At 69.5% G+C, this 12,383-nt stretch carries 11 protein-coding genes; 6 read left to right on the forward strand and 5 right to left on the reverse strand.

What is annotated here, in order from left to right; translation table 11 throughout:
* Positions 1 to 26: 26 nt before the first annotated feature.
* The 5 genes from CGU35_RS16860 (at position 27) to CGU35_RS16880 (ending at position 4,368) form a co-directional block, all read left to right on the forward strand.
* The gene (locus CGU35_RS16860) at positions 27 to 851 is read left to right on the forward strand and encodes an ABC transporter ATP-binding protein (RefSeq protein ID WP_232711373.1); all 825 of its coding nucleotides are present in this window, start codon (positions 27 to 29) and stop codon (positions 849 to 851) included.
* Complete coding sequence (locus CGU35_RS16865; RefSeq protein ID WP_100812622.1) at positions 841 to 1,689, forward strand: ABC transporter permease; 849 nt, start codon at positions 841 to 843, stop codon at positions 1,687 to 1,689. Before CGU35_RS16860 ends, CGU35_RS16865 begins: the two co-directional genes overlap by 11 nt.
* Positions 1,686 to 2,570, forward strand: a complete 885-nt coding sequence (locus tag CGU35_RS16870; RefSeq protein ID WP_100812623.1) for an ABC transporter permease — start codon at positions 1,686 to 1,688, stop codon at positions 2,568 to 2,570. The genes CGU35_RS16865 and CGU35_RS16870 overlap by 4 nt, the downstream gene beginning before the upstream one ends.
* Before the next feature lie 124 nt (positions 2,571 to 2,694).
* Complete coding sequence (gene add / locus CGU35_RS16875; protein ID WP_100812624.1) at positions 2,695 to 3,735, forward strand: adenosine deaminase; 1,041 nt, start codon at positions 2,695 to 2,697, stop codon at positions 3,733 to 3,735.
* Between the two features lie 15 nt (positions 3,736 to 3,750).
* The gene (locus CGU35_RS16880; RefSeq protein WP_100812625.1) at positions 3,751 to 4,368 is read left to right on the forward strand and encodes a helix-turn-helix domain-containing protein; all 618 of its coding nucleotides are present in this window, start codon (positions 3,751 to 3,753) and stop codon (positions 4,366 to 4,368) included.
* 96 nt (positions 4,369 to 4,464) lie between these two features.
* Here CGU35_RS16880 and CGU35_RS16885 read toward each other — a convergent pair whose 3' ends face one another.
* Together CGU35_RS16885 and fdhA are read right to left on the reverse strand one after the other, a co-directional pair.
* Complete coding sequence (locus tag CGU35_RS16885) at positions 4,465 to 4,866, reverse strand: GlcG/HbpS family heme-binding protein (RefSeq protein WP_036297211.1); 402 nt, start codon at positions 4,864 to 4,866, stop codon at positions 4,465 to 4,467.
* 48 nt (positions 4,867 to 4,914) lie between these two features.
* On the reverse strand, positions 4,915 to 6,135 hold the full coding sequence (gene fdhA / locus CGU35_RS16890; protein ID WP_100812626.1) for a formaldehyde dehydrogenase, glutathione-independent: 1,221 nt from the start codon (positions 6,133 to 6,135) through the stop codon (positions 4,915 to 4,917).
* Positions 6,136 to 6,296: 161 nt separating this feature from the next.
* On the opposite strand from fdhA, the gene CGU35_RS16895 reads away from it, so the two are divergent.
* Positions 6,297 to 7,616: a helix-turn-helix transcriptional regulator gene (locus CGU35_RS16895; protein ID WP_232711374.1), complete on the forward strand. Its 1,320-nt coding sequence runs from the start codon at positions 6,297 to 6,299 to the stop codon at positions 7,614 to 7,616.
* Here CGU35_RS16895 and CGU35_RS16900 read toward each other — a convergent pair.
* From CGU35_RS16900 to CGU35_RS16910, 3 genes are all read right to left on the reverse strand, one after another.
* Positions 7,566 to 10,424: a molybdopterin-dependent oxidoreductase gene (locus CGU35_RS16900; RefSeq protein ID WP_100812627.1), complete on the reverse strand. Its 2,859-nt coding sequence runs from the start codon at positions 10,422 to 10,424 to the stop codon at positions 7,566 to 7,568. The two genes, CGU35_RS16895 and CGU35_RS16900, sit on opposite strands and share 51 nt — an antisense overlap.
* Positions 10,421 to 11,287 (reverse strand): FAD binding domain-containing protein, encoded by an 867-nt coding sequence (locus CGU35_RS16905; RefSeq protein WP_100812628.1) that lies wholly within the window; start codon positions 11,285 to 11,287, stop codon positions 10,421 to 10,423. The genes CGU35_RS16900 and CGU35_RS16905 overlap by 4 nt, the downstream gene beginning before the upstream one ends.
* Before the next feature lie 244 nt (positions 11,288 to 11,531).
* Positions 11,532 to 12,311 carry a nucleoside phosphorylase gene (locus CGU35_RS16910; RefSeq protein WP_157814041.1) on the reverse strand — a complete coding sequence of 260 codons (780 nt, stop codon included), beginning with the start codon at positions 12,309 to 12,311 and terminating at the stop codon, positions 11,532 to 11,534.
* Between the last annotated feature and the right edge of the window lie 72 nt (positions 12,312 to 12,383).

The raw sequence follows: 12,383 nt of genomic DNA on the forward strand, positions 1-12,383 counted from the left end.
TTCACCTCAATCGAGAGATATCAACTGTGACCGATACGGCCACCCAGATCGGTGCCCAGGCGACAAACCTGGGCACCGGTCTGCAGATCACCGGACTGAACAAGGCCTTCAGCGTGGGGCGCAAGAGCGTCGTCGCGCTGCAGGACGCGAACCTGCACACCGAGCAGGGCACGTTCCTCGCCCTGCTCGGGCCCTCGGGGTGCGGCAAGTCGACCATCCTGCGCATCCTGGCGGGCCTCGAGGAACCCACCAGCGGCACGACACGCGTCGACGGCAAGAGCCCCAAAGAGCTGCGCCGAGGCAACGAGCTCGGCATCGCGTTTCAGGACTCCGCGCTGCTGCCCTGGCGGAGCGTGCAGTCGAACATCCAGTTGCCGTTCGAGGTCGCGGGCAAACCCGTCGACAAGGACTACGTCAAGGAGATGATCGCGCTCGTCGGGCTCACGGGATTCGAGAAGGCCAAGCCTGCGCAGCTGTCGGGCGGCATGCGCCAACGCGTCTCGATCGCGCGCTCGCTCATCATGAAGCCCTCGGTGCTGTTGTTCGACGAGCCCTTCGGCGCCCTCGACGACATGACGCGGCAGAAGCTCAACCTCGAGCTGCTGCGCATCTGGACCGAGAAGCCGGCGACCACGCTTCTCGTCACGCACGGCATTTCGGAGGCGATCTTCCTCTCGGACCAGGTCGCGGTCATGAGCCCGCGTCCCGGTCGCATCAAAGAGGTCATGACGATCGACCTGCCGCGTCCCCGCACGCCCGAGATGATGCGTACGCCAGAGTTCCACGCCTACGTCGACCAGGCATCCGAGCTGCTCTTCGGCGTCGGAGGCGCCGCGACGGATGACCACTGACTCGTCGACCAGCGCGACCAAGCCGCGCGCGGTTCAGTGGGAGGACATCAAGCTTCCGGCGTGGGTCACCGGCGTGATCGGCGTCGTCGGGATCATCGCGATCTGGTGGATCCTCGCCGCGACGGTGTTCTCGAACGTCGGGCCCGGCGGCGTGCAGGCCATCCCCACACCTCCCCAGGTCATCATCGAGTTCGTCAACACCGGCTGGGAGTTCTACGCACGCAACTTCGGCGTGACGCTCAGCGAGGCCGGCCTCGGTTACCTCTGGGGCAATGGGCTCGCGCTCGTCCTCTCGGCGCTCGTGCTGATCGTGCCCCGGCTCGAGGGCGTCATCATGCAGCTCGCCATCATCACCTACTGCATCCCGATCGTTGCGCTCGGCCTGTTGCTCACCGTCATCGTGCCGATCCCGACGTCGGGCCAGCCCTCGACGACCGCCGTCTTCCTGGCGGCGCTCAGCTGTTTCTTCACGACCGTGGTCGGCGCGCTGCTCGGGCTGAAAGCCGCAGACAAGGCGAGCCTCGACCTGGTGACCGTGTACGGGGGATCCCGTCTGACTCAGCTGCGCAAGGTGCGGCTGATCGCATCGCTCCCCGCCATCCTGAACGCCCTGAAGATCGCGGTGCCCGCGGCCTTCCTCGGCGCCGTGCTCGGGGAGTTCTTCGGCAAGATCACCGTCGGGGTCGGTCCCGCGATGATCGCCGCGCAGCAGGCGCTGAACTCCGCTCGCGTGTGGGACATCGCACTCGTCTCGGGCGCCGTCGCCCTCATCGGATACGGCCTGGTCGGACTCATCGCGCGCGCTATCGCGCCCTGGTCGAAGGGGGTCTCGTCATGACGGATGTCGGGATCTCGCCCGCCGTCACCGTTCCCGGCGCACCGGAACAGCTCGCCAAGCTCGAACGCGAGATGCGCCGCGAGGTCCGCCTCTCGACCCTCCGCGCGCTCGGGCGGAGCGTGCTCACGTTCGTCCTCACGATCGTCGCCGTGCTGATCCTCTGGGTCGGGTCGCTCTGGGCGTTCCAGATCTCGCCCTACGTCGGCAAGGGACCGGTGGATGTCTGGAACTTCCTCTTCACCGTGCCGAACGCCGAGGCGAACCGTGAGCAGCTCTTCGGTCAGCTCGGGGTGACGCTCGGGCATTCGGTCGTCGGCTTCGCCGCGGGCCTCACCGTCGCGCTTCTTGTCGCGATCGTGTTCCAGCTCAGCAAGGGCGTGGAGCACGCTTTGATGCCGATGGCGATGCTGCTGCGCTCGGTGCCCCTCGTTGCGATGGCACCCGTCATCATCCTGATCTTCGGTCGTGAGTTCGCCTCGGTCGCCGTCATCGGCGGCATCGTGGTGCTCTTTCCCGCGCTCGTCAACATCGTGTTCGGGCTGAAGTCCGCCTCGCCCCAGATGAACGACCTGGTCACGGTCTACGGCGGAACCTCGTGGACGCGTCTGCGCAAGGTCGCCCTGCCCAGCTCGCTGCCGGAGTTCTTCGCGGCGGTGCGAATCTCGGTGCCGGGCGCCATCACGGGCGCCCTGCTCGCCGAGTGGCTCGCCGTCGGCGGGGGAATCGGCGGGGCGGTGGGCGGCTATATCGCCGCAGCACAGTTCTCGGCGGTCTGGACGGCCGTCGTGCTGGTGACCGGAACCGCTCTGGTCATCTACAACATCGTCCAGATCCTCGAGTCCGTCGCCCTGGCGCGCATGGGTATGGGTAACCGCTCCTGAGGTAACCCGAACACACAACCCGTAGCGTCCCGGTCTGCAACGCTTGAGTCGCTGACACGCGAGACCCGAACCGACAGGTCGCCCGACGAAAAGGCAGCCTCCTCCGCCCGCCCGAAAGGACACCATGACAGACACCACCGCGCTCACCGCGTTCGCCTATGGGCTGCCCAAGGCCGAGCTGCACCTGCATCTCGAGGGCACCCTCGAACCCGAGCTCAAGTTCGAACTCGCAGCCCGCAACGGCATCGAACTCGCCGAGAAGACCGTCGAAGAGGTCAAGGCGACGTACGACTTCACGGACTTGACGAGCTTCCTCGCCGTCTACTACCCGGCGATGCAGGTGCTGCAGACGGCCGACGACTTCCACGATCTCGCCTGGGCTTACCTGCAGCGGGCCCAGGAACAGGGCGTCGTGCACGCCGAGATGTTCTTCGACCCGCAGGCGCACACGAGTCGCGGGGTCCCGTTCGAGAACGTCATCACGGGATATCACCGCGCGGCCGTGCGGGCGGATGAGGAGCTCGGCATCTCGGCGGAACTCATCCTGTGCTTCCTGCGCGATTTCTCGGCCGAGGATGCCGCGGCGACGCTCGAGGCGGCGCTGCCGTACAAGGACTGGATCATCGGCGTCGGACTCGACTCGGACGAGCGCGACAACCCGCCGAGCAAGTTCTCGGAGGTCTTCGCCCGTGCCCGCGCCGAGGGCTTCCGCCTCACGATGCACTGCGACATCGACCAGGTCGGCTCGATCGACAACATCCGGTCGGTCCTCACCGATATCCGGGTCGAGCGCATCGACCACGGCACGAACATCGTCGAAGATCCCGAACTCGTCGCCATCGCGAAAGAGCGCGGACTCGGGTTCACCTGCTGCCCCGTCTCGAACTCGTTCGTCACGGAGCAGATGAAGGCCGACGAGATCGTCGGCCTGATGCGCGCGGGTCTGCGCGTCATGATCAACTCCGACGACCCGGCCTATTTCGGCGCGTATGTCGGCGACAACTACGTCGCGCTCGCCGAGCAGGCCGGGCTGTCCGACACCGACCTCGTGCAGCTCGCCGTCAACTCGTTCGAGGCGTCGTGGCTGACCCCCGAGCAGAAAGCGGCATTCGTCGACCGAGTGGGAGAGTACGCGACCGCTCACGGCGTCGCGCTCCCGGCATAACCGGGGCTCGGGATCATGCCTGCGAGTCTCGATGCGCGACCGTCCGGTGCGGACGACGCGGATGTCCGACTCGGCGCCGCGATCAGGAGGGTTCGTCACGCGCGGGGCATGACGTTGGTCCGGCTCGCCGAGACGACCGACCTGTCGCACCCGTTCCTGAGCCAGCTCGAGCGCGGGCTGGCTCAGCCGAGCCTCTCGTCGCTGCGACGCATCGCCTCGGCGCTCGAGACGAGCCCGATCGAGTTGATCGCCGAAGCGGATGCCGCGGCATCCGCTCATCCGGCCGTCGAGGTGCACCGCCACGACGAGACGGACGCGTCGGTGCCCGAAGGGTTCGCCGCGGGCGCGGCCCGGATGCTCGCGCACGGCTCCCGTCCCCTTCACCCGATGGAGGTGACGGGGGGTGCGACCGCCCCCGGCGAGGTCTTCGTGCACGCCGAGGACGAGTTCGTGTACGTGGTCGAGGGCGCGATCCACGTCGAGATCGACGGTGAGCAGTCCACGCTCGGTGCCGGGGACTCGGCGTACTACGCGGGTGGAATCCACCACCGTTGGTGGTCGGCGGGTAATGGCACCTATCGTCTGGTCGTGGTCAAGCAGGGTCTGCGCGGCGGCAGCGCCGGCCGCTGGTAGCCGCTGGCTCAGCGAAATACCCCTGGTGCGACGAGACACCCGGGTCAGGGGGTGTCTCGTCGCGCGAGGGGTGTTTCGGCGAACGATCGTGCCCGGCTAGAGCGCGGCGGCGCCCGCTTCGGCGACGGTCTGGTCCTGCTCGCCCGATCCGCCGCTGACGCCGAGCCCGCCGACGACGACACCGTCGCGCAGCAGGGGCACGCCGCCCGCGAAGATCGCGACCTTGCCGCCGTTCGTGGTGTGGATGCCGAAGAACTGCTGCGTCGGCTGCGAGTTGTCGCCGAGGTCCTTCGTCTGGATGTCGAAGGCGCGGGACGTCCACGCCTTGCTGATCGAGATGTCGATGCTGCCCATCCAGGCGCCGTCCTGGCGGACGTGGGCGATCAGGTTGCCGCCGGCGTCGACGACGGCGATGTTCATGGGCTGGCCGATCTCGTCGGCGCGCGCTTCCGCGGCGGCGATCAGGGTGCGGGCGTCCGCGAGGGTGAGAGCTGACATGTGGTTCTCCTTCGATCGTGAGGGTGGTGACGGATGTCGGGGGCCCGGTCAGGCTGCGATGTAGCCGTTCGGGTTGAGCACGTACTTGGTGGCGGCGCCCGCATCGAACTCGGCGTAGCCGCGCGGTGCGTCCTCGAGCGAGATCGCGGTGGCGTTGACGGCCTTCGCGATCTGCACCTTGTCGTGCAGGGTCGCCATCATCAGCTGCCGGTTGTACCGCATGACGGGGCACTGCCCGGTGGTGAACGAGAGCGACTTCGCCCAGCCGGTGCCGAAGCTCAGCGACAGTGAGCCCTTCTGCGCCGCCTCATCGGCCGCGCCCGGGTCGCCGGTGACGTAGAGACCCGGGATGCCGATGGCCCCACCCGCGGCCGTCACGTCCATGAGCGAGTTGAGCACCGTGGCGGGGGCCTCGGCCGCGTCCGCGCCGTGCCCCTGACCCCGCGCCTCGAACCCGACGGCGTCGACCGCGGCGTCCACCTCCGGGACACCGAGCAGCTGCGCGAGCTGGTCGGGCACGTCGCCGTCGCCGACGTTGATGGTCTCGCAACCGAAACTGCGCGCCTGCGCGAGTCGCTCCTCGTTCAGGTCGCCGACGATGACGACGGCCGCGCCGAGCAACTGGGCGCCGACTGCCGCGGCGAGGCCGACCGGCCCGGCGCCTGCGATGTAGACGGTCGATCCGACGCCGACTCCCGCCGTGACGGCGCCGTGGAACCCCGTCGGGAAGATGTCGGAGAGCATCGTCAGGTCGAGGATCTTCTCGAGGGCCTGCTCACGATCGGGGAAGACGAGGGCGTTCCAGTCCGCATAGGGCACGAGGACGTACTCGGCCTGGCCACCGACCCAGCCGCCCATGTCGACGTACCCGTAGGCGCTGCCGGGACGGTCCGGGTTGACGTTCAGGCAGATGCCCGTCTTGCCTTCCTTGCAGTTGCGGCAGCGGCCGCACGAGATGTTGAACGGCACCGAGACGATGTCTCCGACCTTGACGAACTCGACGTCGGGACCGACCTCGACGACCTCGCCGGTGATCTCGTGACCGAGGACGAGGCCCGCGGGCGCCGTGGTCCGTCCGCGGACCATGTGCTGGTCCGACCCGCAGATGTTGGTGGCGACCGTCTTGAGGATGACGGCGTGCGGAAGCTTGCGCCCGACGTTCGCGGGGTTCACGCCCGGTCCGTCCTTCAGCTCGAAGGTGGGGTACGCGGTGTCGATGACCTCGACCTTGCCCGGACCCTTGTAGGCGACGGCGCGGTTGTTCGTCATGGGGGTTCCTCCTCGAACGTTCGGGCCGCGCGCGTCGGGTCGACCTCGGCGGCATTCCCCAGCCTGGGCCACACGTTTCGGTAGCACCATCGGCGGTCGGGGTAGTTCGCACTACCCATTCGGGTAGCGCGGATCCCGCCAGCGCCGGTTAGCATCGACCGATGGCGCCGAAAAGAGCCAAGAGGCGCGAGCTCGCCGCCGAGGGCCCTCGGGCTGCGACGGCGATCGCGGCCCTCGCCGAGATCGTGGCGGCACCCCTGCCCGAATTGACTCGCGCGCTCTCGGCATATCTCGCGCCGACGATCCCCCACTCCGCGCTGATCATCCTGGCGGAGGACGACGTGAGTCATCCGCTCAAGCACTACGGCGATGCGGCCCTCGCATCTCGGGTCGTCCTCTCCGAGATGGTGGTCGCCAGGGGATCGCTGGATGGCTCGGGTGTACGCCGCGATCGGGTCATCCTCGGCGGCGAGCCGCGCGAGGCGATCCTCGCGCTCGCCGAGACCGGACCGCTCCTGGTGCTCGTCGATCCCGGCACAGCCCTTGCCGCTGACGCCGAATACGGAGGCGGGGCAACCCTCGACGAGGACCTGCTGCACCTGTGGCGCATCGTGGCGATCCGGATCCGGCAGCCCGCTCGCGAAGCATCGCCGAGCTATCTGCTCGAGTCCCGCGCGGCGGCCGGGGTTCGCGCCGAGGTCGTGGCCGAACTCAGCGACAGTCACTCGCGCACACTCGAGTCGCTCCTCGCGGTGCTGCGGTCGCCCTCCACCGACGACCACGCCGCGCGGCAGGCCGCCGTCGGCGTCGCGGCTCGCGCGATGGTCCAACTGCGCACGTCGACGGACCTGGTCCGCACCTTCACGGAAGAGCCCGTGACCTCGGCGTTCGAACGCCTGCGCGATGACCTGGTGCCCCTCGTGCGCTACCGGGACGTCGACGTGCAGTTCGTCGAGCCACCGGTGGACGGACGCGCGCTGCCGAGCGAGATCGCGCACGGGGCGCGGGCGATCGTGCGCCGAGCGATCCTGGCGTCCGTCGACCAACCCGGCACGTCGCGCGTCCGCGTCAAATGGGACTGCGACGGCCGGAATCTGTTGATCAGCGTGCGGGACGACGGTCCGGGCGACGAGTCGCTCGGCCACGAGGCGCTCGACGAACTGCGGCAGCGTGTCGCGGCGGTCGACGGCGAGATGACGCTCGCGGTCACGCAGGGGTGGGGATCCGAGCTCTCGGTCGTCATGCCCCTCGATCCTCCCCACACGCACGGTGACGACCCCCTCATCGCCCGGCTCGGCCCGCGGGAGCTCGAGATCCTCGAGCTCATGACGCAGGGCCTGCGGAACCGGGCGATCGCGGCGCGACTGGGCATCAGCGAGAACACGGTCAAGTTCCACGCCTCGAAGGTCTTCCGCAAGCTCGGTGTGGGCTCACGCTCCGAGGCGACCGCCCTCATCGCCGCCGGACGCGCCCACCGCTGACGGCTGCTGCGCGAGCCGCCACACGCGGTCGCGCGAGAACGGCTGCTCGTACGGTCGGCGTCCGAGGGCCCGCGCGATCGCGTTGCCGATCGCCGGTGCGACGGGGTTGTACGGCGATTCGCTCATCGACTTGGCGCCGAAGGGACCGAGCTCGTCGCTCGTGTCGGCGAAGTACACCTCGGTATCGGGGATGTCGGCGAACTGCGGCACGCGATAGGTGCGGAACATCGGATTGATCACCACACCATCCGCGTCGATCATGACCTCTTCGTAGAGCGCGCTCCCCACTCCCTGGGCGACACCACCCTCGATCTGACCGCGGCACTGCGCGGGGTTCATGACGAAGCCGGCGTCGGCGGCGTGTACGGACTGCAGGATGCGTACGGTTCCGGTCGACGGCTCGACCGCGACCCGTACCGCGTGGACGTCGAAGGCGAGCGAGCGCTCCTCGCCGTACTCCTCGCCCGTCGCGCTCACCCCCTCGGGGTTTCCTCCCGCGCCCGCCGCGACGATCTCGGCGAGCGTGACGACCCCCGCCGGGGTCTGCACCCCGTCGGGCAGCGGCGTGCAGGCATCCGCGTCGACTCCGCGGAGAGCCGCCGCGATGCCGACGATGCGGTGACGCAGCGCCATGCACGCCGCGTGGGCGGCCTTGCCCGCGACGGTCGTGCCGGCGGAGGCGAACGCGCCGGTGTCATGACTGACGCCGTCGGTGTCGGCGTGGATCAGCGACACCCGCGATCCGTCGACACCGAAGACGGATGCCGCGATCTGGCGCTGCACGGTCGTGGTGCCGTTGCCGAACTCCGCCGTGCCGGTGCGCAGCACGTAGGTTCCGTCCGCCCGGAGGGTCGCGGTGGCGTGGGCGACGTGACCGCGCGGAGCCATGGTCGCGATCAGGGTCGACGCCATCCCCTCCCCGACGAGCCAGCCCTCCGGTGCGGCAACCCCGTTGCCCCGAAGCAGGGCCTGCTGCGCGAGATCGAGGCACTGGTCGAGGCCGTAGCTGCCCCAGCGCACGTCGGGTTCGGGTTCACCGTGCCACGCGAGCAGCGGATCGCCGTCGCGGACGGCGTTGCGGCGGCGCAGCTCGAACGGGTCGATGTCGAGTCGTTCGGCGAGGATGTCGAGCGCGGATTCGACCCCCAGCTGCACCTGCCCGAGGCCGTACCCGCGGAAGGCACCCGAGGGCACGTTGTTCGTGTACACGGCCTCGGCATCGACCCGCTTCACGGGGGCGCGGTACAGGCTGATCGACTCGGAACAGCCGTGGAACATCACACCGATCGCGTGGTTGCCGTAGGCGCCGGTGTCGCTGAGGACGTCGAGCTTGATCGCCGTCAGCGTGCCGTCCGCGTCCGCTCCCAGTTCGACCGACACCCGCATCGGGTGCCGCAGCGCGGCGCGCTGGAACTGGTCGGTCCGCGAGAACTCGTAGGCCACGGGGCGACCCGTGCGCAGCACGGCGAGGGCGACGAGGTCTTCCGTGAAGATCTCCTGCTTGCCGCCGAACCCCCCGCCCACGCGCGGGGCGTAGACGCGCACGCTCTCGCGCGGCAGGTCGAAGATGTGCGCGATCTCGTCGCGGGTCAGGAACGGAACCTGCGTGCTCGATCGGATGACCAGCCGCTCGTCGTCATCGATCCAGCCGACCGCCCCGTGCGTCTCGAGCTGTGCGTGGCTGACCCGTGCGGTCTGCCACGTGCCACCGACGCGCACGGCGCTCTGCGCGAGGGCCGCGTCGACGTCGCCGCCGTAGCCGGCGTGCAGGGCCGCGACGACGTTGCGGGATGCATCTGCCACACGATCGGTAGCGGTTCGGGCGGCGTGCAGCAGCGGGGCCCCCGGTGTGCGCGCGGCCTCGGCATCGAAGACGGCCGGCAGGATCTCGTAGTCGATCTCGATCAGCCGGCAGGCCGCTTCGGCCGCCTGGGATGTCTCGGCGACGACGGCCGCCACCCGCTGGCCGACGTGCCGCACGACGTCGTCGAGGATGCGGGTGTCGTCGGGGTCGTCGCTGCGGTGCTCGTGTCTGGCGGTCGAATACCGGACGTCCGGGACATCCTCGTGGGTGAAGACGGCGACCACGCCGGGAACCGCGCGCGCGGCCGCGGTGTCGATCGCGCGGATCCGCGCGTGCGCGTGCGGCGAGGCCGCCACCCGCAGGACGAGAGCGCCGGGCACGGCTTCGTCGAAGGTGTACGGCTCGCGCCCCTGAACCACGCGGCGGGCCGGCTCGGGTGAGACCGAGCGTCCCACGCCCGATGCAGCCGGATCGGCCGGGGAATCACAGGAGCCCGTGCCGGAACACGCGTCACCGCACACGGATGGCTCGGGACGTGCGTCCGGCTCCGCCGCCTTCGCCTTCCGCCCCGTCTCGCGCACGGCGCCGACGATCGCCTCGCGGAGCGGGCGATAACCCGTGCAGCGGCAGAGGCTGCCCTTCATCCGCCGATCGAGGTCGGGCAGGTCCCCGTCGGTCAGCGTCGATGCCGTGACGCTCATTCCGGGCGTGCAGAAACCGCACTGGAAGCCGAAGTGCTCGATGATCGCCTCTTGCACGGGGTGCAGCTCGTCGCCGGGCGCGAGCCCCGCCGCCGTCGTCACCGTGCTGCCGTCGATCCGCATCGCCGGGATGATGCAGGAGTGGACGGGCGCGCCGTCGAGGATCACGGCGCACGCACCGCAGTCGCCCGCGTCGCACCCCTTCTTGACCTCGGTGTGGCCGTGTTCGCGCAGCAGTGTGCGCAGGCACTGACCCGGCCGGGGATCGACCTCGATCGGCGTTCCGTTGACATCGAGTCTCATGCGGCGAACCCCGGGCCGGCGGGCTCCCGGTCGGCGCCCGCGGCGAGCTCGCGGCGGACGCGCTCGCCGAGCTCGATGGTGACCCCGCGTCGCCAATCGGCCGAACCGAGCGGATCCGTGTAGAAGTCCGGCGCCGACGCGATGTCCGCTGCCAGCTCGCTCGCCGCCGGAATCGCCGGGTAGCGCAGCACGGTCGGAGTCAGCGTCGCGGCGGTGACGGTGAAGACGGTCGTGTCGTTGTCATCGATGCGTCCCGTCACGACCGCACCCGAGCGCCCCAATTCGGCGAGGGCGATCTTGCGCATGAGGGCGCGTGAGCGGAGCGCCGATGCCGGGATTTCGACGGCCCGGAGCACCTCGCCGTGGGCGAGCGCGTTCGTGCCGTTCCCCGTCATCAGTTCGGCGACGGGGGTGCGACGCTCCCCGCCGTCGGGGGTCCAGATCACGGCGTCACCATCGAGCGCAGCGGCGAGCGAGACGATCGCGCCCGCAGAGAACGAGCGGCATACGTTGCCGCCGACGGTCGCCGTGTTCCAGATCTTGAATGAGGCCAGCAGGGCGTTCGCGGCGACGGGGAAGAGCGCGACCGCGGACCAGTCGCGCGGGGCCACGGCATCCGTCGTCCGGCCCTCGGCGAACGCGACGAGGGTGGCGATCGTGCACGTCGCGCCGATGCGCAGCCCGTGTTCCGAGACTTCCAGGTCGGGCCAGCCCATCGTCGTCAGGTCTACGAGGCCCGTCGTGTTCGGCTGGGGCTCGCCGAAGAGCCAGGTTCCGCCGCCGAGGATGACCTCGCCCGGTGCGAGCGCGAGATCATCTCGGCGGGTCGCGCGGCGGAAGCTCGTGATGGTGTTCAGGTCCATCGGCACTCCCTTCCGCGTGTGCGTCGCCGCATCCGTCCATCCAATCAGCGCCCGATTTCGTGAGTGTTTCACGTGCACCCGCGAGTTGGGGCGCTGTGGCTGCGTTGGGGCGCGGAATCCCGCGCCCCAACGGGATTCCGACGCCCCGAGGCCGCTCTGTTGCGCCCGGGCCGCTCTGTTGCGCCCGAGCCGCTCTGTTGCGCCTGGGCCGCTCGCCTTGCTCCGCAACGCGGCGGGTGACGGGCTACAACTCGAGCTCGACCGCGGTCTCGAGCGCCGCCTCGATGCTGCGCATCCAGCCGTCCTTGAGCGCCGAATTCTTCTCGTCGTAGAGAGAGGCCCCGTCGACGAGGTTGCTCGAGGCGGCGCACACCATGCCGGCGCGCAGGCCGCGCAGCCGCGCCACGATGTACAGAGCGGATGCCTCCATCTCGACGTTCAGGATGCCCATGCGGTTCAGCTCGGCGATCCATTCCGGCGTCTCGGCGTAGAAGGCATCGTCGCTGACGCTGATTCCGCTGAAGGAATGTGTTCCGGCGGCGGTCGCGATGCGCTCCGCGTGGCGGGCGAGTGCCAGCGTCAGCTCGAGGTCCGGAACGGCCGGGAAGCCCTTCGGGAGATAGGCGTCCGTCGTGCCGTCGTTGCGGAAGCTGCCCTCGCTCACGAGCAGGTCGCCGGGGGTGATGCCGGGCTGCAGTCCGGCTGAGCTCCCGACCCGGATGAAGGACGTCACGCCCACCCTCGCGAGTTCTTCGACGGCGATGGCGGTCGAGGGGCAACCCATGCCGGTCGACGTGGCCGTGATGTGGCGTCCCTTGTACCAGCCCGTCATCGTGCGGTGCTCGCGGTTGTGCGCTACGTCGCGGACGTCCGTCAGGAACTCCGCGACGAAAGGTACGCGGAAGGGATCGCCGGGCAGTAGGGCGACCGATGAGACCTCGCCGGGCGCGATGCCGATGTGGTACTGGCGGGCGTTCAATCCGGCCTGGGACTTGTCGACGGGCGTCGGTGCGGGTGTGGACACGGGGGCCTCCGAGGATTGCTGTGACGGATGAGCCGCGGCGGTCCCCGCCCTGAGCCGCCCGGCTCGCTCCAC

Source organism: Microbacterium sp. BR1 (assembly GCF_002812725.1).
Lineage (GTDB): Bacteria > Actinomycetota > Actinomycetes > Actinomycetales > Microbacteriaceae > Microbacterium.